Origin of the sequence: Caballeronia glebae, from assembly GCF_001545035.1 — a bacterium.
Classification (GTDB): domain Bacteria; phylum Pseudomonadota; class Gammaproteobacteria; order Burkholderiales; family Burkholderiaceae; genus Caballeronia; species Caballeronia glebae.
The window spans coordinates 54,313-81,208 of sequence record NZ_FCOJ02000033.1 but is presented as its reverse complement, the minus strand read 5'-3'; the positions used below and the strand labels follow the sequence as shown (position 1 = coordinate 81,208).

The window sequence follows — 26,896 nt, the reverse complement described above, 5'->3', positions numbered from 1 at the left end:
TGCTTCAGCCCCGAAAGACTGAAACCGCACCCGTCATCAAGCGCCCACACTTATCGGCTGTTAGTTTTTAAAGAGCATTGCGTCAAGAATTTGCTTCGCTGTTTGCTTGCTTTCTTTCGCGCCGTCATTCAACGGGAGGCGAATTATGCGGGCCTATTTCGCCGGCGTCAAGCGTCTTTTTCGAAAAAAAATAATCGGGTCATTTCGACCTGGAATCATGAGCCGGCCGACGGGGGCGCGACACCTGCAACCGTAAATGTCGGACCATTCACTCGAATCGAACAGTCTCGGCACCGCACGCGAGGAATTGACGAGGCTCAACAAGGAAGCGATCGGCATCGGCCGCACGTGACGCGCCGCGATACGATGTCGGCCAGTTCCACGACTCAAGTGTCCTTCACTCGCGCGCTCATCCCGCGCTAATTCTCATCTTCGATCATGCTCGCAGTGGGCACGGTCGATGCCACCCGACAGCGCCGTGACCGGTATGAAGAACAACCTGGAGACACCTCAGATGAGCACCCTCGCCGACCGCAGCGTCCCGACACCCTCGAAATCCGGACGATATGGTCTCTTCGTCTGCCTCATGGCGGCGCTTGCGGGCCTGCTGTTCGGCCTCGACATCGGCGTGATTTCGGGCGCACTGCCCTTTATCGCGAAGCATTTCGTTCTGAGCGACCGCGCTCAGGAATGGATCGTCAGCTCGATGATGGTAGGCGCGGCGATCGGCGCACTGGGTGCGGGTTGGCTTTCGGGGCGGCTCGGGCGCCGCTATGCGCTCATGCTGGCGGCGATACTTTTCATCGCGGGATCGCTCTGGTCTGGATTTGCGGGGAGCCCGGAGCATCTGATCGGAGCACGGTTGGTGCTCGGCCTCGCGGTCGGCATGGCGTCCTTCACCGCGCCGCTTTACCTTTCGGAAGTCGCGCCGCGGCACGTGCGCGGCGCCATGATCTCGACTTATCAACTCATGATTACCGTCGGGATTCTCGCTGCTTTCCTGTCGAACATCGGGCTTTCCTACGTGGCCGACTGGCGCTGGATGCTCGGCGTCATCGCGATTCCCGCCGCGTTCTTCCTCGTGGGCGTGCTCGCTCTTCCCGACAGCCCGCGCTGGCTGCTTCAGCGAAACCGCGCCGACGAAGCGCGCGCTGTTCTTCAGCGCCTCTACGCCAATCCCGCCGACGCGCAAGCCGAACTCGAACAGGTCAATGACGACAACGCGCGACCACAACACGGATGGAGCCTGCTGCGGCAGAACTCGAACTTTCGTCGCTCCGTGTTGCTCGGAGTCGTGCTGCAGGTGTTTCAGCAACTTACCGGCATCAACGTCGTGATGTACTACGCGCCGCGCATCTTCGAACTGGCCGGTTTCGCGACGCATGAGCAGCAACTGTGGGCGACGGTCATCGTCGGCCTCGTCAACGTGATTGCAACCTTCGGGGCGATCGCCTTCGTCGATCGTTGGGGCCGCAAGCCGATTCTCTATGCGGGATGCGCCGTCATGGCTATCGGCATGTGCTCGCTCGGGTTTCTCATGCATGCCGGTGTGGCCGGCCTCACGGCACAGGTTCTGGCAGTCGCGTCGCTTCTGTTGTTCATCGCGGGCTTCGCCATGTCCGCTGGGCCGCTCGTATGGGTCCTGTGCTCGGAGATTCAACCCCAGCAGGGACGCGACTTCGGTATCGCCGTCTCGACGCTCGTCAACTGGGTGGCCAACATGGCAGTCGCGGCTACGTTCCTCAGCTTGTTGTCGACCGTCGGCGAAGCGAACACCTTCGTGCTGTATGCAATCCTCAACGTCATTTTCGCGATCGTCGTGTTTTTCTTCGTGCCCGAGACGCGCGGTGTCTCGCTCGAAAAGCTCGGTAACGATTTGATGGCCGGCAAGCGTCTGCGCGATCTGGGCAAAGGAAACTAGCCTCGTCGCTCAAGAGATATCTTCACGGGGCGGATGTTCCAGATCCGCTCGCAATACTCTCGAATTGCCCGGTCGGACGAGAACTTCCCTGCATAAGCGGTATTCAAAATCGACATGCGCGTCCAGCGCCGTGCGTCGCGCCAGGCGGCGCTCACGTCGTCCTGGCGCGCAACATAGGCGGCATAGTCGGCAAGTACCAGAAACGGATCGTGGTTTAGCAGGTTATCGACCAGCGGACGGAACATCTCCCGATCTCCGCGCGAGAAGTGCCCGCTACCGATCAACGCCAGTACTTCACGCAACTCCTCGTTCGTATTCGCATGGTCCGCCGGGCGATAGCCTTCGCGTTTGACGCGCTCCACTTCCTCCGCATTCAGGCCGAACAGGAAGAAGTTTTCGTCGCCGACTTCTTCGCGGATCTCGACGTTCGCGCCGTCGAGCGTGCCGATGGTCAACGCGCCGTTCATCATAAACTTCATGTTTCCGGTGCCCGAAGCTTCCTTGCCGGCCGTCGAGATCTGCTCGGACAGATCGGCGGCCGGATAAATGGAATGCGCATTCTTCACGTTGAAGTCTGGAAAGAATACGACCTTCAGACGGCCGTTCACCGCGGGATCATCGTTGACGACTTCAGCAATGCCGTTGATCAGACGGATGATGAGCTTGGCCATCGCGTAGCCCGGCGCGGCCTTGCCGCCGAACACGAAGCAGCGCGGCGGCACCGCGCGTTGCGGATCGCGTCGCAGGCGCATGTACTCCGTCACGATAAAGAGCGCGTTCAGATGCTGTCGCTTGTATTCGTGGATTCGCTTGACCTGTATGTCGAACAGCGCCGCCGGATCGACGACGATGCCCGTCGTGCTCTGAATCTTTTCGGCGAGGATCTGTTTGTTCGCCTGCTTCACGGATCGCCAGCGTTCCTGAAACGCGGCATCGTCGGCGTGCTCGGCAAGTTTGCGCAGCTTGTTGAGATCGGTCGCCCAAGCTTCGCCCAGTTCTTCGTCCAGCAACTTGGTGAGGCCCGGATTGCTGAGCATCATGAAGCGTCGCGGTGTGACGCCGTTCGTCACGTTTTGAAAGCGCTCCGGCCATAGCTCGGCGAAATCCCGCAACACGGTCTTTTCGAGCAGTGCCGAATGAAGCGCGGCCACGCCGTTGACCGCGTGACTGCCGACCGTAGCGAGATGCGCCATGCGCACACGTTTCGCGCCGGTCTCGTCGATCAGCGACATGCGCGCGATCCGCGCGTCGTCGCCCGGATATCGCTGACGCACATCATCGAGGAAGCGGCGATTGATCTCGTAGACGATCTCGATCAGTCGCGGCAGCAAGCCTTGAAACAATGGCAGTCCCCACGTTTCGAGCGCTTCGGGCAACAGCGTGTGATTCGTATAGGCTAGCGTGCGCCGCGTGATATCCCATGCGTCGTCCCAGGACAATTGCCGCTCGTCCACCAGCAGGCGCATCAACTCGGCGACGGCAATCGACGGATGCGTGTCGTTCAATTGCGCCGAGAACATGTCCGGCAATCGCTCGATCGGCTCGCCCTTGAGTCCAAGCAGGCGCAACATGTCCTGAAGCGAGCAGGAAACGAAGAAATACTGCTGTGCGAGCCGTAAGCGCTTGCCTGCTTCGGGTTCGTCATTCGGATAAAGCACCTTCGACAGCGTTTCGGATTTCACTTTCTCATGCACGGCTTCGTAATAATCGCCGGCGTTGAAATTCTGAAGATCGAACGACTCGACGGCCTCGCTTTTCCAGAGCCTCAACGAGTTGCATGTGTTTACGTGAAAGCCGGGTATCGGCGTATCGCAGGCTACGCCTTTGACGGTATAGGCGGGAATCCAGCGCACGTGAAAGCGGCCCTCTTCATCGGTCGCGCTTTCGGTGCGGCCGCCGAAGTTCACGTAAAAGGCGACGTCCGGGCGAAGAATTTCCCACGGGTTTCCTCTCTGCAACCATTTGTCGGTGATTTCCACTTGCCAGCCGTCGCGGATCTCCTGATCGAAGATGCCGAACTCATAGCGAATGCCATAACCGATAGCCGGAATTTCGAGCGTCGAGAGCGAGTCGAGATAGCACGCGGCCAAACGTCCAAGCCCGCCGTTGCCGAGGCCCGGTTCCTCTTCGATCGAGAGCAACGTTTCGAGATCGAGGCCGAGTCCCTGCAATGCCTCGCGTGCATTGCTTTCGATGCCGAGATTGATCAGGTTGTTGCCGAGTTGCGGACCGATAAGAAATTCAGCGGACAGATAACACGCGACCTTGGCGTCACGCGCCACGTAGGTATGCGTGGTGGCGACGCGGCGCGCCATCATCCGGTCGCGGACGGTATAGGCAAGCGCCATGTACCAGTCGTGCGGCGTGGCGATCTCCGGATAGCGCGCCTGAAGGCAGATGAGGTTATCGACGATATCGCGCTGCAGCGCCTCGACGCCTAGTCCGCTGCGGGCGGGCTCGGCATTGATCGGTGACTGGAAGGTAGGCGTGTCATCCATGATCTGTCCTCTCTCGCTGGGTTCAGGCTACCTCACGGGCGAGTCGCGCCGCATGAGCGGGATTCGACAAGAATGTGCCGGTTCTGTGTCCGGCGATTGACAGTGCTGGGTCATGGCGCATCGATGGATAGCATACGCCTCAAGTCGCGCGCTTCGATGCCGTTATCAGGAAAGAAGGCCTGAATCCGGCTATCGCGGGTGCTGGAATGGCCTGCTGCTTCGAACGCGCCGTGATTGTGTCGGGACTCCGGCCGTCGCTTTTTCATTCTCTTGCCATGAGTGCAAGTTAAAACACCAGAACAAGTATGAAACGTGTCGTTGCGGTATCTGCAATTACGATCGCTTTGGCCGGATGCGGCGGAGGTGGAGGCAGTTCCGATAATACGTCGAGCGCGCCCGAGGCGAACGCTGCCCAAGGCCTTTATTCGGGAACCGATGCGAACAGCAACGCCGTGGGCGGCGTAGTGCTCGATACAGGCGCTTTCTATTTCGTGTACGCAAACACGACGACCAACGCATTAGGGTTGGTGCAGGGCGCGGCTTCCGCATCTCACGGAACTTTCCAGTCCGACAATGCGCGCACCTTCGACATCAGCGGCAAGGGCGCAAGCGATACACCCGTCCTCGCGGGTTACAACGAAAAGAACAGCGTTCAGGGCGTGATCTACACGAGCACGGCGAAGCAGAGCAGCATCAAGTTCAATGTGCTTTACGACGGTACTTATGAGCGTCCGATCTCGCTATCGTCCGTCGCCGGGACGTACTCGGGCTCGGCGGGATCGACGAGGGGCGGGGAAACTACCACGTTCACAATCGGTCAGGACGGCGCGATCAACGGGACGGGACTGAGCGGCTGCACGTTCCGCGGAACCGCCGCGCCTCACGGCATCAAGGACGTTCTGGATGCGACGATCACGTTTGGACCCGCGCCCTGCCTGTATCCGGGCGCGGCGCTTACCGGAGTCGTGTTCTTCAGCGACGATCAGGTTTTGGCGGCCCTGACGCTTCCCGACAGGTCGGATGCATTTGTCGTCGCTGCTACGAAATGAGGTTTCGGGATGTGTGCGGCGAGCGGAGCGCTCGACGCGAACTTCACAGCATGAACGGTCGACATGGAAATGTATGAAGGGCGGATGTATTGGCTCTTTTTGGGTCGCTCCGGAGATATTTAGCATAACTATATTAATAAGTAGCTAATTGCCTGCTAAACCAGCCTTGACAGTGCCCACTGCGTCGGAAGTATCGAGGACCGCCGCCGAGATGTCGCCGGATGCTCCGAATCGCAGCATCCGTTCTTCCCAGCTTGGCTTCAGTGCGCAGTCTTCTTGTCGAAGTCGGTAAGAAGCCTGGACTTTGCTTACCGGATGTAGCTCTGTACCGAGTTCGTCCATCGGCGTTTCTTCTGCGTTAGGCCGGACACTTCTCATGTCGAATCTCGCATGATTGTGGGAAGTGAGCGTTGAAGCCTAGCCGGCCGACTATTAGTTGCGTTTTCGCGTGGCGAAACGCTTTAACGAGACAGCATCGTTGTGAGCCGTCCGCGGCGAATCAGCAGACGGGCGGAGACACCATCGCGCAATCAAGCAGCATGCGGTCTACGGGACGGCGATGGGCCGGGTTATCATTCGCGTCGTTGTGCGCTCAATCTGTCTGCGCTTTCGACGCGCGGGACGCTCAAAAACGCGGGCGCGGAAATCGGTTGCAAGTGGTCGAGACGACCTGCGTCGTCGTATGTTCCAACCATCGAACAGACACGTGTTGTCGCGGCTGTTCGCGACATCGAGGCTGTGTTGCCACACTCATAGTGAAGCCCAGTAGATGTCTCGACACAACGCGTTTCGCGACCGGACGAGGTGGACATGTCTTCGCTTGAATTTCTTGGCTCGATGGCGTTCGTCGCTGTTGTGTTGCTCTCGTCGATCGCGGTGTTGGACGTTTTCGTTCCGCGTCGTATCCCGGTTTCGGACGAACGAGGCTCAGCGGGGCTCTCGCGCGCACGCAAACTCGCAAGGGCAAGCACGAGAGCGCGTTGATCCAAAGGCGCTTGCTTGCGCACGACTCGTACGGTCGGCTCTCCCCTCCCGGTCGTCGTCGGCGCTGAATCAACAAACGCGCGATCATCGCTTTCGCGCTGCACCTCGATGACCAAATCCACGACCGGCAGCATCGGCGCTCGATGGGTTAAGCGGGTAGTCGTTGGCCAAAGGCATCGCCGTGTTGAGCGGCACCGCCAGTGCAGTTGTGCGCCGCCCACTTCGCCCTCGCCCCTTCGAAGCTGAAAGCGTGATCGTTCGACGTAACGCGCAACGAAGCGATCACCGTCGCGCAAATCGGTAGTGGACCAATGTCTCGGTGAGATAGGTGCCAAGAAGTGCACTCGCCGACTAGCTGGCGCGATAGAAGCGAGCGTCTCGCGCGGGGTCATTGGCCCATCGCGCGCGGTTCGCTCTTATTTGATCGAACTGTAGACGCCTGCGTCGCGATGCCGAAGTGCGGCCAAGCGCAATCTAGGCTGGCCTCGCGGATCGTATCAAACAGTACATTATTTGTTTTACTCGTCACGAAGGGGCCGCCGTAGCCTGTTTCGATGGCATTCCACGTGCGATTGGTCTTCGCTCGGCGTATCGCACGTGTGTTAATCGTGAAACAATGGCCTGAAATAAGATAAAAAAGCGCCGTCAGGCCCGTGCTGATTGGGCTTGAGGGTAATCATGGCACGTCGTCGGTTGTTTCACGACGTCTCGGCGGTACCGACGTATCGCGAACGCGTTGGTGCGACGAACTGAGCAGGAAGCCTGTGGCTAACAAGGCGGCGTTCCGCTCGCTGTCATAGTACGGCTAATTCGTATCCCGCCAAGCTCCGCATTTTTCGCCAGTTGCGCAGACTTTCTCGACGCCGTTCCTCGCGTGAGACGCCGTCAGCAGCGAGTGGTAGGCGACGGCCCTAACGTTGATCCCGTCGAGTCGCGAACCCGCCACGCCGAGATCGCTAGGTTTGATTGTTGATAAGGCACTCCGGCAACGGACGCTATCGCATGGGCCGGACGCTCGACCGGCTTCCGCCAGTACGTCGCCTTCTCCTCGTCCAAAAGAATTGACGCAGAACTTCAAAGCCTTTCGGCTAGCGGGAGGTTTGAAGCCGAAATCAGCGCGTGTGGTGTCGAGCACCGTTCGCGCTGCGCCGGAGGTTTCGTTCGGACGAGGTAGGGATCAAGGTGAGGGGCTGCGGGCCTCCTAAGCTACGCGATAATTTCGATGCGTGCGGCGATGAGTGACCTATGTACGAAGCAGCGGCATGACAAAAGGGCGGGCAGTTTCCGCGCGGTTTCGCCATCCATTCACTTCCCACGATCGGTTGACGTGCATTCGCTCGTTCGGGGTCGGCCCGGCCGGGTGATCGTATTTTCTAGGGGAAAAATCGCGCGCAAGACCTCTTGCCTCGATCCAGTTCGGCGGCGAAGGGAACATTTAAGGCGGGTTTTTCTCGTCGTAGTGCGGACACGTCGGTCGTCGCGGGAACAGACGATCTGAGCAGATGCCCGTTAGGAATAGCGTGTCCCAAGTCGGGACACCCGACGCAACGATTTGAAAATCCCGCCAATCGAGGTGCCGCGCCGTGAGTGTCCCAAGTTGAGACACTCACGATGGGAAGGAAATCAGTTTCGTGTGTTTCAAGGACACCGACCAAGAGCCGGCGTCCCTTGAATCGGCCAGCAATAAAATCAGCCGTTATCCGCAAAAAGCTGGGTAACCAAGTCGCGGATCTGCCGTTCCTTATCCTCCGTCAGCATTCCCGCCTTGATCTTGACGGTCAGGCCCATCGAATCCCGCGTGATCGATCCCGCCTGAGATCCACCCGCGAATATCTTATCGATGCTGCGATCGCTCACGCCGGGAGCAGGCCTGCGCTCATCTTCCAAGGCCTGCTTGATCGCCTTGCCGAATTTCGACTGATCCAGATCGCCAGCCACCACACGTGACCAAAGATTCTTCGCAATGTCGAACGCCGCCCCGTTTCGCCCGCGAAGCACCGAAACGACATTCTCGGCCGCCGTGGCACCCAACAAGCGCGGCTGTACATCCAGATCCTGCACCACGAAATCAGGTAATTCGCCGAACGACAAATACCGATATAACTCCGAGCGCGAAATCCCCAAAGCTTCCGCCATTCGCTTACGGTTAGGAAATTCCTTTTCCGTCCGTCGAATCGATCGCGAAATCTCGTAATCGCACAAATCCTCGCGCGCCACGTTTTCCACGAGGGCGAGCATCGCCATCTCTTCATCCGACAAATCGACAACCAGAACCTTGATCGAGTCCTTTCCGATCATCTTGTGGGCGCGCCATCGCCGCTCGCCCGCCACGATCTGGTATCCGGCGCCGACGCGACGAACAACGATCGGCTGTACGAGTCCAGCTTCACGAATCGACTCGGCGAGTTGCACAAGCTTCGCGTCGTTGAACACCTGTCGAGGCTGCCACGGATTCGGAACGATCTCCGAAACCGGCGCCTCCGACGCAGGACCGGCCTGTTCGAGTTGAGCGATGCGCTGCTGCGCAGTCGCCAGCGCCGCCGCCATCCCGGGCGCGGTCCGCGGGCTTGTCGCTTTCTCCTGTTGCGGATCGAGTTGAATGTCCTTTGCCGCACGAACCTCCGCAGTCTTGCTCATCATGCGGTCACGAAGGCTGCTCATTGTCCGGCCCTCCATTGTTCGACATACTGGTCATCGATCCATTTGCAGTAGTCGACCATCGGCTGCTTTACGCGCGCCAAAGTTTTCGCCACCGTCTCGGCACGCGAAAGATCGAACACCGTTGAAAACGCCAATGCGCCATTACTCATGACTGAGCTTGCCGGAATTTCAGTGGTATGCAGCCAGTCTCCATAGGCTCGCTGAGACCATGAGCGCACGACCGGCGCCGACGACGTACTCCCATAGTCCACCCGCGAGAGCAGCACCGAAACGAAGTCGTACGTCTTGTCGACCTCGTGCTCGACGAAACCGTTCGCAACTTCAGCGAACAGCGACCAGAACGACACCGAGGAAATGAAGTCGAGACTTTCGGGTACGAGTGGCATGACCATCGAGTCGGCCGCCATGAGCCCGTTGAGCGTCATATAAGAGAGCGACGGCGCGGTATCGAGAATGATGTAGTCGTACTGCGAGCGCAGCGGTTCGATCCCTTTGCGCAAGACCGACCAGAACTCGAAGTTTGCGTTCGTCTTCTGCGCCGTAGGCAGATGGAATTCGGCGTCGTGAAGATAGTTGTGCGCAGGGATCACATCGAGGCCGTCCCAATAGGTAGTCTGCACCTGCGACGAAAGTCCTCCTTCGATATCCGGATCGTAGATATAAGGCAGGACCGTATCCTCCCAAGTCACGTCTTTTTCTGCGTACAGGCCACACAGTTCCGAAAGCGATGCTTGTGGGTCGAGATCGATCATGAGAACCTTACGGCCACGCAGGCTCAACCCTTGGCCGATGCACATCGACGTCGTCGTCTTGCACGAGCCTCCTTTGAAGTTCGCCGTGATCAACACGCGCCCGCGATGTTCACGCGTCCCGGTGACGAGCGGCGTCTGATAGATGTCCGAGACCTGCTGGACCCAAGTTCGCGCATCCTTCAAAGAGAAGATGCGAGCACGCCCGCTGCCGTGCGTTTCACCCGGCGGCAACTCGGTTCCGTCCTTGGTCGCCAGATAGTTGATTTTTTGGCGGTCGATCCCGCACATATCCGATAGCTCGCCTATCGTAAACATGGGCGCGGTTTTCCTTGGCCGGGGCGCCAGGATCTGTTCTCGCAATTCGTTTGTCATGACCGACAAACGTTCGGCGAACTCTCCAAGATTGGAGAGCTTCACCCTTCGATTAATCCCTGGCAGTTCACTCAGATTCATTCGGGCGCTTCCTTCTTAGTCCACGGTGAGGCGTTTTCTACACGCTCAGCGATGTTTCCACGGTTTTGGTGTAACCAGATGTCGAACCGTAGAATACTCGTCGCAGTGACGAATGGCTATTGGAATTGATTGAAATTTGCGGACGACTACGCGAAGCCATCGAAAACTGCTATTTATCAACCGCTTACGTCGGTTAACAACGTAGTCGTCGAGGTTGATTGAGCGAGTTAACGGGACTCTCAGTCCAATCAAACACCGAGTCGATCAAAGTCCCATCACAAAACACCTCACCTCTGTGGAGAGGCACACCGTGGATGAACGCCCCGCCCAGCGGCAAAGCACAATTCACCTCACCAAAGGAAGTCCCGAAAACCCGGCAACGAGATCAACGCCCAGCTTCGCAGCATTGCTGGCTCTCCAATCTGAAGGCGACTGGTTTGTTAGTTTATTTTGTAAACAACAAGACCAACCACCACTAACGGAAGGCATGCGTTGCAACAAGATCAAGCACTTACGTTCGTAAGGTGAGGCGGACTGTGCCCGAGGTGCTGTTGATTGAGCGCGAAGGTGCTGTGTTTACCCCGCGAAGGTGAGCCGAAGTGGCACCCAAGGTGAGGGCTCTCGACGCGAATGGTGAGGAAAGTTGTGAAGAGAGCCGAGCAAGGTGAGGTTTTCTGTGTCCGCAGCTGCGCAAGGTGAGGTGCTTTGTGTTGACAGCTCACCTTGCAGCCGTTAACGTACCGCTCGAAGAACAAACCAGCGCCGAGTACGGAGACGGAATGACGACAGCAGGGCAGGTGGCCACGTCCAGACAACTGGCGCTGGCGCTATTCGACGATGCGAATGCTCAAGGCTTGCCCCTCGAAGCTGCCCGGTCGGACATCGGCTTTTCGCGCAAGAACGTCCTTATCCGCATCGTCGATCTTGGCGTGTCGGCTCGTCGTCTGATCGACGCGGCGTATTTCATCGTCGCGCAGGAAGAAAAGGTTCACGATCTGTACGACGTCGAACTGGACTATTTCAAGTGGCTCATGCGCTATTCGAGTCGGAATAACGCGCATCTGGAGCAGGTGATCACGGAGGCGCAGAGGGCGCTTATTCAGGCAACCGCTGATGCCGACGCCGACGGGTCCAAACCTTTCGGATCGGTGCAACTGATTGGACGTATCTCGTACGTGGGCGGCCGTTTTCAGTTCCGTGTCCCGCCCGATCTCATCGGAATCATTCGTGGCCCGGGGAAATCTCACTGGCTGAGCTTGCGCATAACTTCGCTTTTCACGCTCAGCTATGCACGCGTGATGTACGACCATCTTCTTCCGTACGCGACCGACGGCGTAACCGATTGGTTCACACTCGAAGAGCTGCGTGCATGGCAGGGCACGATGGGCGCGAAGGCACAGGAATTCAAGTACTTCAAGCGCGACTGGCTCGCACCGGCAGTGGACCAGATCAATGAGGTGTCCGATCTTTCCTTGTCTTACGAGACGCGCAATGAGCCGGGTTCGCGCAAGATCGGGCGCATGCGTTTTCGCGTCGCGCGCAAGGAGATGGCCGAGCGCCTGCTTCATACGCACGAGCACGCGCAGTCGCTGTATCAGACGCTGAAGCAGGAAATCGGTCTATCCAGCGCGCAATTCAATCAGATCGCTTCCGACCGGGATACCTTCACCGACGAACGTCTGGAGCAGGCAATCGAGCGCACGCGTTTCAGCCTCAAGCTCGGCAAGGTGTCGAAGAGTCCGGCGGGCTTTTTCATGAAAGCGCTGAAAGAAGGCTGGATCGTCTCGGATGCGGAGCGTCAGATGCTCCAGATTCAGGAGAATCTGGCGCTGACCGATCAACGCGACACAGAAGCGAAGCAGCAGGCCGAGGCGCGTCGAGCGTTGCAGGTCGCGGTTCAGGACGTGAACGCCCAGAACCGGATCGTCGATGAAGTTCGTCGCGGCTGGGAAGTGTACGAAGCCGCGACGCCACGGCAGCGCGAGGACTGGCGGCGGACTTACAAGACGAGTCCCGCCGGAAAGCTGACGCTGCGCAGACTGGGCGTCGATCCATCGGGCGAACTCGTCGAAACCATCATTCAGAAATATCCCGATCTGAGAGACGGATTCTCCGGGTACGTGTTCAACAAGGTGCGGACCGCGAAGGGCAGGGACTGACAGCGCGAAGCGGGATTAATGCGTCATCAGGTGAATTGCAACTAACGGTCTTCAATAGCCCACACCGTTAAAGTGCCCAATGCCGATACCGGCATTGGGCACATACAAAGCGCTTCAACGACACGGCGCTCGACTCGCTTTCCCGGCGTTCACCGCGCATCGACGAATCAAAGCCACGTCCCGCCCTGACGCTCGCTCGGCTCCTGTTCGAGCGCGTCGAAATCGTGAATCCAGTCGAGGTGACGCATCAGGCTGTCGCGCCCTCGAAGGCGCGCGTTGCGCGCTTGCGCCTCGGGACCGTCCGGAAGATGCAACACGTCCGCGGTCGTTATCGACGCGTATTGCACCTTGCGCGTGCGGCCGCGCCGCAGCCGTTCGTAGGCTTCCTGGCCCTCGCGCCAGCGGCCCGGACCGGCCTTCGCCAGTTGCGCGGCGAGAACCACGGCATCTTCGATCGACTGATTGGCGCCCTGACCGTGATGCGGCACCAGCGCGTGAGCGGCATCGCCGATGAGCGTCACACGTCCCTTGCTCCAGCGTCCCAGCGGCGGCCGATGGAACAGCCCCCAGCGCTGGCTGATAGGCACCGCCGTGATCATCTGCACGACCGCCGGATGCCAGTTCTCGAACAGGCGTAACTGCTCGCCTTCGCTCGCCGGCGTGACCCATTCGCGCGGCGGCCACGGCGACGGATGACGCTCCACAAGCAGAAAGTTCTGATCGCCTTCATCGCCGATCGGATAGTGAAGCAAATGACCGTGCGGACCGATCCAGAACTGGATGGCCTCGGGATCGGGCAGCAAATCCATGCGCCCGGCCGGCACCACGCCACGAAAGCCCGAGCAGCCCGAGTACAGGGCGTCGTCGTAGCCGAGCATCCAGCGCCGCGTGATCGAGCGCGCGCCATCCGCGCCGATCACGAGATCGGCGTCGACCTGCCGGCCGTTGGCGAAATTCAGACTCACACGATCCGGATGCTGCACGAGATCGACCAGCCGATGGCTGAGATTGATGCGCTCGACGCCGACTGCCTTCGACAAAACCGCCTGCAAGTCCGCGCGATGTACGCCCCAATAAGAACCGCCGAACTGCTCGCGATAGCTCGGCTCGCCGCGATGCTGTCCGATGACTTCGCCGCTGCGCCCGTCGCGATAGATCAGCGCGGGAATTTCGGCGCACACCGCATCGAAGGCCGAGCGCAGTCCCATGCGTTCGTAAAAGCGCGTCGCGTTCGCCGACAGCGCAACCGCCGCGCCGACTTCGCGAAGCTCGTCGGTCTGTTCGAAAAGCTGTGCGTCGACGCCGTGTTCGCGTAACGCAAGTGCGAGCGTGAGCCCGCCGATTCCCGCTCCGACGATGGCAATCTTCAGATCCAGCCGTTCCATGATGTGTCTCCGTGTGTTTGAATCGGTGTCCGTATTGTCGGCAGCGGATTTTCATTTCACAATAAAATGGCACGAATCAACATCATCACCAAAATCAATGAGAGCGAGACGGCCGAATCATGGAACTGAGCGATGTCGATCTGAATCTGCTGCTGCTTTTCCAGCGCCTGATGCAGGAGCGGCGCGTTTCCACCGTCGCCGAGCAGATGAACATGAGTCAGCCCGGCGTGAGCAACGCGCTCGCCAAGCTGCGGCGGAAACTCGGCGATCCGTTGTTCGTGCGCGGGCCGGGCGGGGTCGTCCCGACGCCGTTCGCGTTGCGTCTCGCCGAGCCGGTTTCACAGGCGCTCGCGACGCTGCACGCCGCGCTCAATCCCGCGACCGGATTCGATCCGCTGCGCGCCACGGGCACGATGACGATCGGTATGACGGATATCGGCGAAGTCGTCTTTTTACCCGCGCTGGTCGAACGGCTCTCGCACGACGCGCCCGGCATCGCGCTGAATACCGTTCGCGACACGGGCGTCAATCTGAGCGACGAAATGGCGGACGGCCGTGTGGATCTCGCCATCGGTCTATTGCCGCAACTCAAGGGCGGCTTTTATCAGCGCCGTCTGTTCGATCAGCGCTATGTCTGCCTGTTCAGGCGCGGCCACGTGCTGGAAGATGCGCAGCTCACGCTCGCGGCCTGGCGGGAAGCCGAACATCTCGTCGTGGTATCCGCCGGCACGGGGCACGGCCAGGTCGATGACTGGCTCAAGCGGCGCGGCGTGCAGCGTCGCGTGCGACTGACCGTGCCGCACTTCATGAGCGTCGGATACATCCTGCAACGCACCGATCTGATCGCCACGGTGCCGGAACGACTCGCGTTGCAACTGGCGCAGCCGTTCTCGCTCAGCCTGCGCGCGTTACCTTCGACGCTGCCCGCCGCGCCGATCCATCTGCTGTGGCACGCGCGCGTGCAGCACGACGAAGGCAATCGCTGGCTGCGCGGCGTGGTCATCGATCTATTCGCGGACGCCGCGAAGCACACACGCAAAGCGGCGCGAGACTGAGCCGAAAGCAGGCCCGAACGATTTGCGCTAGCCTTTCCGGTCTCACACAAATTCTTGCGAATCTCATGTCACGCACTCTGGAAATCGACTTCGTCTCCGACATCGCCTGCCCGTGGTGCGCCGTGGGCCTTTCTTCGCTGCAACGCGCGCTGGAACGTCTCGGCGATACCGTCGATGCGCGCATCACGCTGCATCCGTTCGAGCTGAACCCGGACATGAGTCCGCAAGGCGAGCGCATCGTCGATTATCTCGGCCGCAAGTACGGCCGCACGCCGGAGCAGATCGCCGAGACGCAGGCGACGATCCGCGAGCGCGGCGCGCGTGAAGGCTTCGCTTTCGGCGAACGCAACTGGGTCTACAACACGTTCGATGCGCATCGGCTGCTGCATTGGGCGCGCATCGAAGGCAAGCAACTGCCGCTCAAGCTCGCGCTGCTGCGCGCTTATCACGGTGAAGGCAAGGATACGAGCGATCCAGACGTGCTGATCGATGCGGCTCGAAGCGTCGGTCTCGATGTTGCCGAGGCGCGCACGGTGCTGGAAAGCGGCGCGTATGCCGACGAGGTGCGGGCGGAAGAGCGGGAGTTCCAGCAACTCGGCATTCAGTCGGTACCCGCGATCATCTTCGACCGGAAGTATCTGGTGAGCGGCGGTCAGCCTTCCGAGGCGTTCGAAGAAGCGATCAGGAAAATCATCGGCGGGAATGCCTGAAGCGAGCGCGAGCCGCGAATCATCGTCAATCAGGACTTTTTTTTTGCGAGGAACCGGTCGAGTTGCGCGGCGAAGTTCTTGCCGTCGCGTGGCGCATACGGCGGCGGCCCGCCCGTTTGTACGCCGGAGCTGCGCAACTGATCCATCATCGAGCGGATCGACAGACGTTCTTCGATGTTCTCCGCGCTCATCCATTCGCCACGAGGATCGAGCGCGAACGCGGCCTTTGCGATTACCAAAGCGGCGAGCGGAATGTCCGCCGTGATGACGAGATCGCCCGCCTGCGCAATCTCGACGATGCGCGCATCGGCCACGTCGAAACCTGCGGGCACCTGAATCGCGCGTATCCAGGGCGACGGCGGCGTGCGAAGGAATTGATTTGCGACGAGCGTCACGTTCACCTTCGTGCGTGCGCCTGCGCGAAAGAGGATATCCTTCACGACGGCGGGGCAGGCGTCGGCATCGACGATGATTTGCATCCGTTGGCTTCCGATAAATTATGTCGTAGTGAATGACTTCGCGGCGAGTATCGCACGATGTTTTCGGACCGCTCGGTGCCGAAATGAACGCCCTATATTTCCTTGAACGCAAGCCCTCCAGGCGAACGGAGAATCACCGTGAGAACGAAGCTAGCAAGCATTACTTTGTCATTCCTGATGAGCGTGGCGTGCGCATCCGCGGCCTCGCTTTCCTATGCTCAGGATACCGGTTCGACCGCAACCGGCGCGACGCAAGCCGCATCCATGACGAAAGCCGAGAAAAAAGCCGCGCGAAAACAGGCGCGCGCCAAGAAGAACGCCGAGCTGAAGAAGCTTGAAGACGCGGGCTATAGCCCGGGCCGCGCGAACGATCCCAACTATCCGCAGGACTTGCAGAACGCCCAGAAGAAGGCGGGCATCGGGGCTGGCGCCAGCCAATAAGTCTCGACTCGGCCTTCAGGCTCGCGAGAAATAAAAATCGAAAGCCATGACCCGGATTTTTCCGGGTCTGGCCGCGCAGCCGAACCTCGAAACGCCATCGATTTGAAAACCTGACTTCGCTGCTAGCGGGTCGATCCGCACTCGTCATCCGGTCGCGTGATTCCGCATTCCCCGTCGCGTCCCTATCTGATCAAAAAAATCCGTGCAATCGGGGTTTGGGCCGCTTGTGCTCGGAATTTTCTCATCCAACACTTCGATCATTCCGATTAGCCAGATGTCTGTCCGATATACCGGACACAAACCGTTCGCGCGGTGTTCCGCTTTGAGCCGGTTCTGGAACCGGTTCCTCCTATCAATCTCCTTTCGACTAGGACCTGCTCATGAAACTCTCGAACATAGGCGCCAGAACTGTTTCTCTGTTCGTCATCGCCGGGGCGCTGGCGTTGTCAGCGTGCACCAAGGTTTCCACGCCGGCCGAAAGCGGCGGCGCTAGCGCGGCTGCAGGTTCCTCGACGCTTCGGGCCGTGCTGCAGCGGGGGACTTTGCGGGTCGGCGACTGCCTGACCTTCGCGCCGTTCGGTTTCTACGACAAGAACGGTCAGCCCGATGGCTACGACGTCGATCTGGCCAAGGAACTCGCCAAACAGATGGGCGTGAAGCTCGAAGTGGTGAACACGACGAGCGCGAACCGCATTCCGAACCTGCAGACGAGCAAGGTCGACGTCGTGTTCTGCAACTTCACGCGCAACCTGGAGCGCGCGAAAGTCATCGAATTCACGACGCCGTATGTCGTCGCGAGCGAGGCGCTGCTGGTCAAGAAGAGCAGCGGCATTCAGTCCGTCAAGGACATGGGCAACCGCACGATCGCGACCGTGAAGGGCTCGACCAACGGCGATGAGGTCCGCTCGCTGAACATCCCGATCAAGATCCAGGAATACGACAGCTCGCAGGCCGCGATCCTGGCCGTCAAGCAAGGTCAGGCGGACGCGATGATCGAGGACAACAACTTCCTCGCGTATCAGGCGAAGCTCGATCCCGAACTGACCGTCACGAACGAAGCACTCGTGCCACTCGAATACAACGCCTTCGGTGTGAAGGCCGGCGATCAGGCGTGGCTCAACTATCTGAACCTGTTCCTCTTCAACATCAACGCGTCGAAGCTCAACGCCCAGCTCTACAAGAAGTGGTTCGGCACCGATCCGCACTTCCCGCTCAACCCGCCGTTCTGAGGAAGACGTGATGTCGATATCGCTTGAGACCGGAACGATGCGGAGGCTCAAATGAGCTACGAGTGGCTGACCTTGTGGGGCTATGTCCCCGAGTTCCTGAAAGCCGGCTGGCTGACGCTGCAGGTGACGCTTCTCGCGTTCGTGTTGTCGGTGTTGCTCGGTTTGCTGGCGGCGCTGGCGAGCATGTCGCCGCTGGCCGCGATCCGGTTCATCGCGCGGGCCTATGTCGAAGTCATCCGCAATACGCCGGTTCTCCTGCAGATATTCATCGTGTTCTTCGGCTTGCCGTCGGCGGGCATTTCTCTCGATGCGTACTGGGCCGGCGTGATCGCGCTCGGTCTCAACGTCGGCGCGTATCTGTCGGAAGTGTTTCGCGCGGGCATTCAGTCGGTGCCGCGCGGGCAGCTCGAAGCCGCGGGCATTCTCGGCCTCGAACGCGGACAGATCTTCACCGAGATCGTATTGCCGCAGGCCGCGCGCGCGGTCTATCCGGCGATCGTCAACTATCTAATTCAGCTATTGCTCGGCACGTCGTTGTTGTCCGCGATCGCTCTGCCCGAACTGACGGGCACCGCGACCGTCGTCAACGCGCGCACGCTGCTTTACATCCAGACGTTCTCGGTCGTGCTCGTCGCGTATCTGGTGCTGAGCAACGTGCTCTCGTGGATCGCGGGCCAGCTCGGCGCGCGCATGTTTCATCCGCCTCTGATCGTCCGGCCGCGCGCACGCTTCGGCGGTTTCGCGTTGCGCCGCGCCAATCGCGCCTGATGCCCGAACCGGAGTCGGATCATGTCAATTGAATTGCTGAGAACCAGTCTGTCGGTCCTGCTGCAAGGTCTGGTGACGACGTTGCTGCTGTCCATCGCATCGATCGTCGGCGGCACGCTGATCGGCCTCTTTGCCGCCGTGTTGCGATCGTTCGGGCCGTGGGGCACCGACCGGATCGCGCGACTCTATACCGAGTTGTTTCGCGGCACGCCCGTGCTGATCACGCTGATGTTCATCTACTTCGGCGTCTCGTACTTCGGCTATGCGATCGATGTGTTCGCCGCCGGCGTGATCGGCCTGAGCGTCTATCAGGGCGCGTATATCGCCGAAGTATTCCGCGCCGGGATCGAAGCGGTGCCGAAGGGCCAGTGGGAAGTCTCGCAGATTCTCGGTATGTCGCGCACGCAGGCTTTCGCGTTCGTCGCGTTGCCGCAGACCGGCAGGATCGTGCTGCCGCCGCTCATCGGACAATATCTTTCGCTGATCAAGGACACGTCGATCGTCAGCATGATCGGCATGTCCGAACTGATGCACGGCGGCCAGGCGATCGTCGATCGCATCGGCAAGCCGGTCGAGATTTACGGACTCGTCGCACTCATCTATTTCGTCGTGTGCTTCCCGCTTTCGCAGTGGGTGCGCCACCATGACCGCAGGAGACTGTCGTGAGCAATCAAAGCCAGACCAAGCCCATCATTTCGCTCTCGGGCGTCAGCAAGGCATTCGGCGCGACGCGCGTGCTCAACGAGATCAACCTCGAAGTGCGCGCGGGCGAAGTGCTCGTGCTGATCGGCGCGTCGGGTTCCGGCAAGAGCACGGTGCTGCGCATCATGGCCGGACTCGAAACGACGGATTCCGGCGAAGTATGGGTCAACGAGGTGCCGCTGCACGATCCGAAACGCGCACGCGACATTCGCGGTCACGTCGGCATGGTGTTCCAGCAGTTCAATCTCTTCCCGCACAAGACCGCGCTCGGCAACGTCACGCTCGCGCTGATCAAGGCGCGCAAGATGAGTCCCGCCGATGCACGCACGCGCGCGATGGAAGTGCTCGATCGCGTCGGGCTCGCCGACCGCGCGGATCATTATCCGAGCCAGTTGTCCGGTGGACAGCAGCAGCGCGTCGCAATTGCGCGGGCGCTCGCCGTCGAGCCGGGCATCATGTTCTTCGATGAAGCGACCTCGGCGCTCGATCCCGAACTTGTCGGCGAAGTCACCGAAGTGATGCGCGGACTCGCGCGCGACGGCATGACGATGGTTGTCGTCACGCACGAGATGGGTTTCGCGCGCAAGACGGCCGATCGCGTCGTCTTCATGGACAAGGGCGTGATCGCGGAGCAGGGCGAGCCGGAGCAGATTTTCGTCGATCCATCGAACGAGCGGACGCGGCAATTCCTGCATCGCGTGCTCGACCATTGACGCATACGGAGCGAATGAATGGCTGTTACGGAATCGTCGCGAGCCAGGGGCGTCGATCGGGTCATTGCCATGTTCCGGCAATTGCATCTCGCCCAGCGCCCGATGACGATGCGCGAGTTGATCGAAGCGACCGGCGCGCCGCGTTCGAGCATCTACGAACTGGTCGCGATCCTGGCCGACACTGGCTGGCTCGAAACCTCGCCCGACGGAAGCGTGTTTTTCGGGCGCGAGATGCACTACTACGGCTCCGACTACGCCACGCACAACGACCTGATCAGCCGCGCGCATCAGTCGATTCTCGCGCTGGTGCGCAAGTACGACGAAACCACGCAGTTGTGCATGCTGGAGGGCAACAAGTACACCGTGGTGCTGTCGGAGAACAGCGCGCGGCCGTTCAACATCAGTTCGGATATCGGCGTGCGAGTGCCGATTCCGTGGACCGCGACGGGACGCCTGCTGCTCGGTCATATGAACGGCGATGAAATCCGCGCGCTGATTCCGGGCGAGGACTTCACGCTCGACAACGGCGTGCGTATCGACTTCGATGAATTCATGCGCGATGTCCAGATCGCGAAGGATCAGGGCTATTGCTGCACGGAAGGATTGTCGAACGCGTTTCGCCTGTGCATGGCCGCGCCCGTGCGCGATCGCGCCGGACTGCCGATCGCGGCGCTGTGTTTCATGACCGGTCGAGATACCGATCCGCGGCGACGCGAGTCGATGCTCGACGATCTTCTGCAATCGGCCAAGGCGCTGTCGCATCGATAGCGGATATCAGGCGAAGGAACATGACGACGCAAGCCGCGGATGACGATCAGCTTCGACGTATCGCTCAGCTCGAACAGGAAAACACGGCGCTCAAAGAAGTGAACGACATATTGCGCAAAGCAGTCGCGTTCTATGCGCCGATGTTCGAGCGGGAGATGGCGTCGCTTCAAAAGGCACCGCCGGATGCCTAAGGAAGACGCGCCACCGACACCGCATCGCCCGACGGCGCCCATCCGAGTCCGAGACTCTTCTGCAGCGAAACGAAGTCCCTGAGCAATTCGCCCTGCGCGGCCACCACGTCCTGTTGCGCGGCGAACTGCGTGCGCTGCGCATCGAGCAGGTCGATGAGCGTCGACACGCCCGCCGTATAACGTTGCCGCACGAGCGTAGCCGAGCGCTCCGCCGACGCCTGCACCAACTGCAACCGCATCACGTGTTCGCGCTGGTTGCCGTAGCGCGAGAGCGAAGAATTCGCGTCTTTCAGCGCGCCGAGCACGGCTTTTTCATAACGCGCTTCGGCTTCGTCGCGCGCAGCTTCGGCCGCATCGACATTCGCCGCCGTTCGCCCGAAGTCGAACAGATTCCACTGCAGATACGGCACGCCGACCCACGAGAAATTCTGCTTGCGCAGCAGATGACTCGGCTCCGACGCGGAGAAGCCGATGTCGCCGAGCAACGTCACCTTCGGAAAATAATCGGCGATATGCTCGCCGATCTGCGCATTGCTCGATGCGAGACGCCGCACGACGAGGCGAAAAAGAAGCGCAAGTCCAGCATGTTGCGCAAGATGATCGACGCGCGCATGCCCGACGTGAAAGCGTCCGAGCGCGAACTCTACGTGGACATGCTTCATGCGCTCGCGAGCGGCGCGCTGGCTGTCAAGCTGCGTCCCGCAATGGGCGACGTGCAACTGGCGCGCCGCTATCTGCGCGAAGTGAAGCGGGCGCTCGCCGCCTATCTGACCGCCGTGGAGGCGGCGGTGCTCAAGTGACGGCCGGGGCTTTCAGTCCGCATCGGCCATCGGTGCGGACCCACGCCGCTTTCTCTTCATTTTGTATGACGATTACGCGCTGCATTGTCCACACTCTGTGGAGCGATTATCTTTTCGTCGCAACAACGGCGCGGAAACGGGATAATGACTCGTCCAAAGAAAACACGCCGAGCAAAAAACAGGCACCACGAACGACGAAGGTCGGTCGGAGTGCGCGCGCTCGGTTCAACACGGGTCATAAATGTCTAACACTCCAGCCAGCATCCAAGGCGATTTTCTCAACGCGCTCAGGAAAGAACGCAAGCGGGTTTCCATTTATCTCGTCAATGGGATCAAGCTGACGGGCCATATCCAGTCGTTCGACACGTATATGGTCTATCTCAATGCGGTCAGCGGAAACCAGGTTCTTTTCAAACACGCGATATCCACCATTTGCGAAGATCACGGCGCGCCCGGCCGGCCGAATCATCGTGAACCGCGTGAGCCGCGTGGCCCGAACGACCGGCCGCCGCGTCCCCCGCGCAGCTAACGCGGGAGCGCGCGGGTAGAGGCCTCATGCGACGGGCGCGTGATCTTCCGCGCGCCTGCAGGGGCGTTGCGTCCGCTGTCTCGAAAAAATCCGGCAACGCGCGCGCGACCGGATCGCCGTCGCTTGTTCCGTCGCGGCATGCTCCCCGCTTTTTGGATGTGCTTCGAATGCTCCGTGCCCCGAGCGTCGACGAGCGACGTCGTGCGGCATCATCCACCGTCTGATCCCGAAGAAATCCCGAAGAAATCCCGGAGAAGTCGATGCTACTGTCGGAACAAAACGTACTCGTCACCGGTGGCGCGCGCGGGCTCGGCGCGGCGATCACCGAAGCGCTCGCACGCGAAGGCGCGGGCGTCGTCATCAACTATCGCCGCAGTGAAGCGCAGGCGAAAGCGCTCGCCGAGCGGCTCGGGCCGCGCGTCGTGGCGATCCAGGCCGATATCACCGATGAAAGCTCCGTCGCGCGCCTGTTCGACGAGGCCCGCGCGCAAACCGGCCGGCCGATGCATGCCGTCGTGAACAACGCGCTCGCTGATTTCAGCTTCGACGGCGACGCGCGTCCGAAGCTCGGCGATATCGCATGGGCGCGCTTTCAGCAGCAGATCGACGGCGCGCTCAAGGGCGCGCTGAACACGATTCAGGCCGCGTGGCCCGAAATGCGTGCCGCTGGCTTCGGCCGCATCGTGAATGTCGGGACCAATCTGTTCCAGAATCCCGTCGTGCCGTATCACGACTACACTGCGGCGAAAGCGGCGTTGCTCGCGCTCACGAGAACCGCGTCGAACGATCTCGGACCGGATGGCATCACGGTGAACATGGTGTCGGGCGGCCTGCTGCGCACGACCGACGCCAGCAGCGCGACGCCCGAAGCCGTGTTCGACATGATCGCGGGCTTCACGCCGCTGCGCCGCGTCACGACGCCCGCCGAATTCGCCGACGCGGTGCTGTTCTTCCTTTCGCCGTGGGCGCGCGCGGTGACGGGCCAGAATCTTGTGGTCGATGGAGGCCTGGTCAAGGGCTGATTGCCCGCGCGACACGATCGCATAACGCAATTCCTGATAGCTGCGCAATCCGGCAACACCGAGTTCGTCCCTGGCACACCTGCGCGAAGATCAATTGCGGTATGCCGACCCATGCGAGGCCCGCGCGCAGCCGCGTGCGATAGCGCCGCGCTGGATCTCGTTGCCGATGTACCTGATCGCGATCGACGCTGATCGGCACGCGCGCCATCGGCTTCAGTTCGCGTTCAACCTCGTGGAAAGCGTTACGACGTTCTCTGCCTTCCGCGAATAACACTCATCTATTCGAACATCACGACGATAGATTTAATCCACCGTCGATGCCGTGCTTTTCCATTATTTATGCAATCCATCGACGCTATTCACGCGCGGGTTGCAGTGTGAATCGATAAGACGATTCTCACCCGGATACATCGCGTGCTTGTCGCCCGACAGGAGATGAGATGTCCCAGCCGAAACATCCAGCCGATGGAGAAGCGCGCCGAGTCTTTCTCAAGAACGTTGCGATCGCCGGCATGGCGACCGGACTGTCGGGCGTAGTAGGCGATGCGCTTGCGCAGACCGAGGGCGCGTCGCCGTCGAATCCCACGGGCGCGGCGTCGAAACCGGCGACACGCGCGACGCTCGACATCAATCAGCAGTACGCAAGTTTCCTTTCCTTCGCCGATACGCAGGACTTCGAAGACGCGCGCCGGGGACTCATCGCCACGTTGCCCGAGCCGGTGGTCATCCAGGGGCAGGGCGGCATTCCGGCATGGAATCTTCAGCAGTTCGCGTTCGTGAACGGCGGCCCGGAGAACAATTCGCCGCCCACGGTCAACCCGAGCTTGTGGCGCAACGCCAAGCTCAACATGAATCACGGGCTTTTTCTCGTCGTCGATGGCATCTGGCAGGTGCGCGGCTACGATCTTTCGGTGATGAGCATCATTCGCGGGGATCGGGGCTACATCGTCGTGGACCCGTTCATCACGACGGAAGTCGCGTCGACCGTGTGGAAGCAACTCGTCATTCCGCATCTGGGCGACAAGCCGATCACGCACGTCATCTACACGCACAGTCACGTCGATCACTACGGCGGCGTGCGCGGGCTCGTCAGCGATCAGGACCTGCAATCCGGCAAAGTGAAGATCGTCGCGCCGGTCGGATTCACCGAGGCGGCCGTGGGGGAGAACGTCATCGCCGGAAACGCGATGGGCCGCCGCGCGAGTTACATGTACGGTTCGTTGCTGCCGCGCAGTCCGACCGGCATCGTCGATGGCGGACTGGGCAAAACCACCTCGGTCGGCACGATCACGCTCGCCTTTCCGTCGATATTCGCCGAGAAGACCGGCCAAAAGATGACGCTCGACGGCGTGGACATCGAAGTACTGATGGCGCCGGAGTCCGAAGCGCCGTCCGAATTCATGTTTTATCTGCCGAAGTTCAAGGCGTTCTGCGCGGCCGAGGACGCGACCCATACGCTGCACAATCTCTACACGTTGCGTGGCGCCAAAGTTCGCGACGGCCTGCTCTGGTCGAAGTATCTGCAATCTTCCATCGACATGTTTGGCGCCCACGCACAAGTGCTCTTCGCTTCGCATTACTGGCCGACTTGGGGAAATGAGCGCATCGTTCCGTTCCTGCGTGCGCAGCGGGACATGTACCGGTATCTGCACGATCAGACCTTACGGCTCGCGAACATGGGGCAGACGCCGCTCGAAATCGGCGAGGCGATTCGTCTGCCCGACAGTCTCGCCAAGCACTGGTATTGCCGCAGCTATTACGGGACGGTCTATCACGATGCGGTCGCGCAATACAACCTGCGTCTGGGATTTTTCGACGGCGTGCCCGCGAATCTGCACAGGCTTCCGCCAACCGAGAGCGGCAAGCGATACATCGAATCCATGGGGGGCGCGGCGGCCGTCATCAAGAAAGCGCACGCTTCGTACGACAAGGGCGAGTATCGATGGGTCGCCGAGGTCATGAATCACGTGGTCTTCGGAGAGCCGCAGAACGTCGCGGCGAAGCAGTTGCTCGCGGACGCCTATGAGCAACTCGGTTATCAGGCCGAGTCCGCGCCCTGGCGCAATTTCTATCTGACCGGCGCGATGGAATTGCGCAAAGGCATACAGAAAGTGCCCGCGCCGCAGCCGCAGAGCCCGGATACAATCCGCGCGATGCCGCTCGACATGTTCCTCGATTTTCTCGGCATTCGCCTCAATGGCGAGCGCGCGGCCGGCAAAACGGTCTCGTTCAATCTCTCGCTCACCGACACGAAGGAGCAGGTCGTGCTCGGCGTGGAGAACAGCGCGATCCATTACTCGAAGGGCGGGACGTCGAGCGCGGCGGATGCATCGATCACGATGACGCGCGAGAACCTCAACAACATCATGCTCGGCACGACGAACATGCAAAAGCTCGTGATGTCGGGCGACGCCAAGGTGGACGGGAACAGCCAGCAGCTTGGCGAGTTTCTCACCTGGCTCGACACGTTCGAGTTCTATTTCAACATCGTCACGCCTTGAGGGGCCGACATGTGCGCCATCTGCAACTTCAAGATCGAATTCGGCGTTGGCCATCCGGCGGCGCTGACGGTCGCGGTCGCCGCGCGCAAGGCTATCGAGGCGGGGCTGATCGATCCCGTCGATGCGCAGCAGGGGGCGCTCGCCACGGCGCGCGCACGCGCGTCGTCGATCGATGCGCTGAATCTGCTGCAGGCGCGCATCGAAGAGACGCATACGCCAGGGCAGCTTCTGGCGCTGCCGGACTTCTACGTTTTCCTCGTCGAAAGCGACACGTGGGGATTCTTTCGCGCGACCGTCGATGGCTTCGATTCCGATATCGTCCCCGAGATGCCCGACGTGACGGCCACGGACGCCGCGCGACGCAGCAACATCGTCGTCATGCCCGAAGCGGGCTTGCGCGCATGGCTCGCGGGGCGGATCGACGCGCACGCGGCACTGGGCGATTCGCTCTTCTACGTCGACGCACCGGCACGCGCCGGTTCGACGCTAACGCGCATGCTCGCGGAAGCCGAAACGCCCGTGCTCGACGCGCGCTGAGCCGCGAACCGGCACGCGGCTCGCATCCGCATTTCACTCCGGTCAGGACGGCATCGTGAACTCGCTGATAGCCAAGATCAAGCACGAATGCATCAAGGCGCTGCCGCCGACGATCTTCTTTTTCATCATCCTTCACATCGTCGCGATCGTGCGCTCGCTGATGATCAAAGGCACGGGCATCTCGCTGCCGACCTCGACTTCGGTGCTTATCGCGTCGCTCATCCTCGGCAAGTCCGTTCTGGTCGCGGACATGCTTCCCTTCATCAACCGCTTTCCGGACAAGCCGCTCGTGTGGAACGTCGCATGGAAGACGCTCATGTACGCGATCGTCGCGCTCATCGTCCACGGTTTGGAGCGGCTTTACGAATACCGGAAAGAGGCGCCGAATCTGCTCGCGGCCAGTCAGCAGATCTGGGCCGACGTCAACTGGCCGCGCTTTCTGGCCGTGCAGATTCTGCTCGTGACGTTGATCTTCATGTATTGCGTCATCGCGGAACTGTCGCGGGTAATCGGTCGCAAGAAACTTCGCGCGATGTTCTTCGGACCCATGCCCGGACGGCTCGACTGAAGGCTTCCGACAGACTATCTT

At 60.5% G+C, this 26,896-nt stretch carries 24 protein-coding genes and 1 pseudogene; 18 read left to right on the top strand and 7 right to left on the bottom strand.

What is annotated here, in order from left to right; translation table 11 throughout:
* Nucleotides 1–514 precede the first annotated feature (514 nt).
* The gene (locus AWB82_RS21895; RefSeq protein WP_086970942.1) at nucleotides 515–1,921 is read left to right on the top strand and encodes a sugar porter family MFS transporter; all 1,407 of its coding nucleotides are present in this window, start codon (nucleotides 515–517) and stop codon (nucleotides 1,919–1,921) included.
* Here the strand turns inward: AWB82_RS21895 and AWB82_RS21890 are convergent.
* Entirely contained in the window at nucleotides 1,918–4,419 is a 2,502-nt protein-coding gene (locus tag AWB82_RS21890) for a glycogen/starch/alpha-glucan phosphorylase (protein WP_086970941.1), read from the bottom strand. The genes AWB82_RS21895 and AWB82_RS21890 overlap by 4 nt on opposite strands.
* Before the next feature lie 305 nt (nucleotides 4,420–4,724).
* Between AWB82_RS21890 and AWB82_RS21885 the strand changes: the two genes are divergently transcribed.
* Entirely contained in the window at nucleotides 4,725–5,468 is a 744-nt protein-coding gene (locus tag AWB82_RS21885; RefSeq protein ID WP_200818171.1) for a hypothetical protein, read from the top strand.
* 572 nt (nucleotides 5,469–6,040) lie between these two features.
* Here the strand turns inward: AWB82_RS21885 and AWB82_RS37235 are convergent.
* The 3 genes from AWB82_RS37235 to AWB82_RS21875 form a co-directional block, all read right to left on the bottom strand.
* Nucleotides 6,041–6,586 carry a hypothetical protein gene (locus AWB82_RS37235; RefSeq protein ID WP_143756806.1) on the bottom strand — a complete coding sequence of 182 codons (546 nt, stop codon included), beginning with the start codon at nucleotides 6,584–6,586 and terminating at the stop codon, nucleotides 6,041–6,043.
* Between the two features lie 1,555 nt (nucleotides 6,587–8,141).
* On the bottom strand, nucleotides 8,142–9,113 hold the full coding sequence (locus AWB82_RS21880; RefSeq protein ID WP_086970938.1) for a ParB/RepB/Spo0J family partition protein: 972 nt from the start codon (nucleotides 9,111–9,113) through the stop codon (nucleotides 8,142–8,144).
* Nucleotides 9,110–10,318 carry a ParA family protein gene (locus tag AWB82_RS21875; RefSeq protein ID WP_086970936.1) on the bottom strand — a complete coding sequence of 403 codons (1,209 nt, stop codon included), beginning with the start codon at nucleotides 10,316–10,318 and terminating at the stop codon, nucleotides 9,110–9,112. Before AWB82_RS21875 ends, AWB82_RS21880 begins: the two co-directional genes overlap by 4 nt.
* Before the next feature lie 779 nt (nucleotides 10,319–11,097).
* Here AWB82_RS21875 and AWB82_RS21870 point away from each other — a divergent pair.
* Nucleotides 11,098–12,477 (top strand): replication initiation protein, encoded by a 1,380-nt coding sequence (locus tag AWB82_RS21870; protein WP_086970935.1) that lies wholly within the window; start codon nucleotides 11,098–11,100, stop codon nucleotides 12,475–12,477.
* A 167-nt stretch (nucleotides 12,478–12,644) separates the two neighbouring features.
* Here the strand turns inward: AWB82_RS21870 and AWB82_RS21865 are convergent, their stop codons facing one another.
* Nucleotides 12,645–13,862: an FAD-dependent monooxygenase gene (locus AWB82_RS21865; RefSeq protein ID WP_086970933.1), complete on the bottom strand. Its 1,218-nt coding sequence runs from the start codon at nucleotides 13,860–13,862 to the stop codon at nucleotides 12,645–12,647.
* Between the two features lie 119 nt (nucleotides 13,863–13,981).
* Here AWB82_RS21865 and AWB82_RS21860 point away from each other — a divergent pair, with 119 nt between their 5' ends.
* Both AWB82_RS21860 and AWB82_RS21855 read left to right on the top strand, forming a co-directional pair.
* Nucleotides 13,982–14,917: a LysR family transcriptional regulator gene (locus tag AWB82_RS21860; protein WP_086970931.1), complete on the top strand. Its 936-nt coding sequence runs from the start codon at nucleotides 13,982–13,984 to the stop codon at nucleotides 14,915–14,917.
* A 65-nt stretch (nucleotides 14,918–14,982) separates the two neighbouring features.
* A complete protein-coding gene (locus tag AWB82_RS21855; protein ID WP_086970930.1) occupies nucleotides 14,983–15,627 on the top strand; it encodes a DsbA family oxidoreductase in 645 nt (214 codons plus the stop codon).
* Between the two features lie 29 nt (nucleotides 15,628–15,656).
* Here AWB82_RS21855 and AWB82_RS21850 read toward each other — a convergent pair whose 3' ends face one another.
* Complete coding sequence (locus AWB82_RS21850) at nucleotides 15,657–16,106, bottom strand: YaiI/YqxD family protein (protein WP_086970928.1); 450 nt, start codon at nucleotides 16,104–16,106, stop codon at nucleotides 15,657–15,659.
* A gap of 177 nt (nucleotides 16,107–16,283) precedes the next feature.
* Here AWB82_RS21850 and AWB82_RS21845 point away from each other — a divergent pair, with 177 nt between their 5' ends.
* From AWB82_RS21845 to AWB82_RS38010, 7 genes are all read left to right on the top strand, one after another.
* On the top strand, nucleotides 16,284–16,547 hold the full coding sequence (locus AWB82_RS21845) for a DUF4148 domain-containing protein (protein WP_086970926.1): 264 nt from the start codon (nucleotides 16,284–16,286) through the stop codon (nucleotides 16,545–16,547).
* A gap of 380 nt (nucleotides 16,548–16,927) precedes the next feature.
* Entirely contained in the window at nucleotides 16,928–17,776 is an 849-nt protein-coding gene (locus tag AWB82_RS21840) for an ABC transporter substrate-binding protein (RefSeq protein WP_086970924.1), read from the top strand.
* A 51-nt stretch (nucleotides 17,777–17,827) separates the two neighbouring features.
* Nucleotides 17,828–18,544, top strand: coding sequence for an amino acid ABC transporter permease (locus tag AWB82_RS21835; protein ID WP_086970922.1), 717 nt, complete (start codon nucleotides 17,828–17,830; stop codon nucleotides 18,542–18,544).
* A 21-nt stretch (nucleotides 18,545–18,565) separates the two neighbouring features.
* On the top strand, nucleotides 18,566–19,210 hold the full coding sequence (locus AWB82_RS21830) for an amino acid ABC transporter permease (RefSeq protein WP_086970919.1): 645 nt from the start codon (nucleotides 18,566–18,568) through the stop codon (nucleotides 19,208–19,210).
* Nucleotides 19,207–19,959 (top strand): amino acid ABC transporter ATP-binding protein, encoded by a 753-nt coding sequence (locus AWB82_RS21825; RefSeq protein WP_086970917.1) that lies wholly within the window; start codon nucleotides 19,207–19,209, stop codon nucleotides 19,957–19,959. The genes AWB82_RS21830 and AWB82_RS21825 overlap by 4 nt, the downstream gene beginning before the upstream one ends.
* An 18-nt stretch (nucleotides 19,960–19,977) precedes the next feature.
* The gene (locus AWB82_RS21820; RefSeq protein WP_086970915.1) at nucleotides 19,978–20,727 is read left to right on the top strand and encodes an IclR family transcriptional regulator; all 750 of its coding nucleotides are present in this window, start codon (nucleotides 19,978–19,980) and stop codon (nucleotides 20,725–20,727) included.
* A 20-nt stretch (nucleotides 20,728–20,747) separates the two neighbouring features.
* Nucleotides 20,748–20,918 (top strand): hypothetical protein, encoded by a 171-nt coding sequence (locus AWB82_RS38010; protein ID WP_200818170.1) that lies wholly within the window; start codon nucleotides 20,748–20,750, stop codon nucleotides 20,916–20,918.
* Here the strand turns inward: AWB82_RS38010 and AWB82_RS21815 are convergent.
* Nucleotides 20,915–21,481 (bottom strand): annotated as a pseudogene (locus AWB82_RS21815) (TolC family protein); the annotation flags it as partial. The gene AWB82_RS38010 and the pseudogene AWB82_RS21815 sit on opposite strands and share 4 nt — an antisense overlap.
* 84 nt (nucleotides 21,482–21,565) lie before the next feature.
* Here AWB82_RS21815 and AWB82_RS38435 point away from each other — a divergent pair.
* The 6 genes from AWB82_RS38435 (at nucleotide 21,566) to AWB82_RS21785 (ending at nucleotide 26,875) form a co-directional block, all read left to right on the top strand.
* A complete protein-coding gene (locus tag AWB82_RS38435; protein ID WP_235023393.1) occupies nucleotides 21,566–21,718 on the top strand; it encodes a hypothetical protein in 153 nt (50 codons plus the stop codon).
* Nucleotides 21,719–21,959: 241 nt separating this feature from the next.
* A complete protein-coding gene (gene hfq, locus AWB82_RS21805; RefSeq protein WP_086970913.1) occupies nucleotides 21,960–22,247 on the top strand; it encodes an RNA chaperone Hfq in 288 nt (95 codons plus the stop codon).
* Between the two features lie 260 nt (nucleotides 22,248–22,507).
* Entirely contained in the window at nucleotides 22,508–23,269 is a 762-nt protein-coding gene (locus AWB82_RS21800; RefSeq protein ID WP_086970912.1) for a 3-oxoacyl-ACP reductase, read from the top strand.
* A gap of 440 nt (nucleotides 23,270–23,709) precedes the next feature.
* Nucleotides 23,710–25,770, top strand: a complete 2,061-nt coding sequence (locus tag AWB82_RS21795) for an alkyl/aryl-sulfatase (protein ID WP_086970911.1) — start codon at nucleotides 23,710–23,712, stop codon at nucleotides 25,768–25,770.
* 9 nt (nucleotides 25,771–25,779) lie between these two features.
* A complete protein-coding gene (locus AWB82_RS21790) occupies nucleotides 25,780–26,307 on the top strand; it encodes a hypothetical protein (RefSeq protein ID WP_086970910.1) in 528 nt (175 codons plus the stop codon).
* A gap of 55 nt (nucleotides 26,308–26,362) precedes the next feature.
* On the top strand, nucleotides 26,363–26,875 hold the full coding sequence (locus AWB82_RS21785) for a hypothetical protein (protein WP_086970909.1): 513 nt from the start codon (nucleotides 26,363–26,365) through the stop codon (nucleotides 26,873–26,875).
* The last annotated feature ends 21 nt before the right edge of the window (nucleotides 26,876–26,896 follow it).

What these genes read in the sequence shown, in the direction of transcription:
- hfq (WP_086970913.1), top strand. Translation starts at nt 21,960, where the DNA reads ATGTCTAACACTCCAGCCAGCATCCAAGGCGATTTTCTCAACGCGCTC.
- AWB82_RS21875 (WP_086970936.1), bottom strand. Translation starts at nt 10,318, where the DNA reads ATGAATCTGAGTGAACTGCCAGGGATTAATCGAAGGGTGAAGCTCTCC.
- AWB82_RS21850 (WP_086970928.1), bottom strand. Translation starts at nt 16,106, where the DNA reads ATGCAAATCATCGTCGATGCCGACGCCTGCCCCGCCGTCGTGAAGGAT.
- AWB82_RS21860 (WP_086970931.1), top strand. Translation starts at nt 13,982, where the DNA reads ATGGAACTGAGCGATGTCGATCTGAATCTGCTGCTGCTTTTCCAGCGC.
- AWB82_RS21890 (WP_086970941.1), bottom strand. Translation starts at nt 4,419, where the DNA reads ATGGATGACACGCCTACCTTCCAGTCACCGATCAATGCCGAGCCCGCC.
- AWB82_RS21840 (WP_086970924.1), top strand. Translation starts at nt 16,928, where the DNA reads ATGAAACTCTCGAACATAGGCGCCAGAACTGTTTCTCTGTTCGTCATC.
- AWB82_RS21895 (WP_086970942.1), top strand. Translation starts at nt 515, where the DNA reads ATGAGCACCCTCGCCGACCGCAGCGTCCCGACACCCTCGAAATCCGGA.
- AWB82_RS21880 (WP_086970938.1), bottom strand. Translation starts at nt 9,113, where the DNA reads ATGAGCAGCCTTCGTGACCGCATGATGAGCAAGACTGCGGAGGTTCGT.
- AWB82_RS21790 (WP_086970910.1), top strand. Translation starts at nt 25,780, where the DNA reads ATGTGCGCCATCTGCAACTTCAAGATCGAATTCGGCGTTGGCCATCCG.
- AWB82_RS21885 (WP_200818171.1), top strand. Translation starts at nt 4,725, where the DNA reads ATGAAACGTGTCGTTGCGGTATCTGCAATTACGATCGCTTTGGCCGGA.
- AWB82_RS38010 (WP_200818170.1), top strand. Translation starts at nt 20,748, where the DNA reads ATGACGACGCAAGCCGCGGATGACGATCAGCTTCGACGTATCGCTCAG.
- AWB82_RS21800 (WP_086970912.1), top strand. Translation starts at nt 22,508, where the DNA reads ATGCTACTGTCGGAACAAAACGTACTCGTCACCGGTGGCGCGCGCGGG.
- AWB82_RS21820 (WP_086970915.1), top strand. Translation starts at nt 19,978, where the DNA reads ATGGCTGTTACGGAATCGTCGCGAGCCAGGGGCGTCGATCGGGTCATT.
- AWB82_RS21835 (WP_086970922.1), top strand. Translation starts at nt 17,828, where the DNA reads ATGAGCTACGAGTGGCTGACCTTGTGGGGCTATGTCCCCGAGTTCCTG.
- AWB82_RS21830 (WP_086970919.1), top strand. Translation starts at nt 18,566, where the DNA reads ATGTCAATTGAATTGCTGAGAACCAGTCTGTCGGTCCTGCTGCAAGGT.
- AWB82_RS21865 (WP_086970933.1), bottom strand. Translation starts at nt 13,862, where the DNA reads ATGGAACGGCTGGATCTGAAGATTGCCATCGTCGGAGCGGGAATCGGC.
- AWB82_RS21870 (WP_086970935.1), top strand. Translation starts at nt 11,098, where the DNA reads ATGACGACAGCAGGGCAGGTGGCCACGTCCAGACAACTGGCGCTGGCG.
- AWB82_RS21795 (WP_086970911.1), top strand. Translation starts at nt 23,710, where the DNA reads ATGTCCCAGCCGAAACATCCAGCCGATGGAGAAGCGCGCCGAGTCTTT.
- AWB82_RS21855 (WP_086970930.1), top strand. Translation starts at nt 14,983, where the DNA reads ATGTCACGCACTCTGGAAATCGACTTCGTCTCCGACATCGCCTGCCCG.
- AWB82_RS37235 (WP_143756806.1), bottom strand. Translation starts at nt 6,586, where the DNA reads ATGCTGCCGGTCGTGGATTTGGTCATCGAGGTGCAGCGCGAAAGCGAT.
- AWB82_RS21845 (WP_086970926.1), top strand. Translation starts at nt 16,284, where the DNA reads ATGAGCGTGGCGTGCGCATCCGCGGCCTCGCTTTCCTATGCTCAGGAT.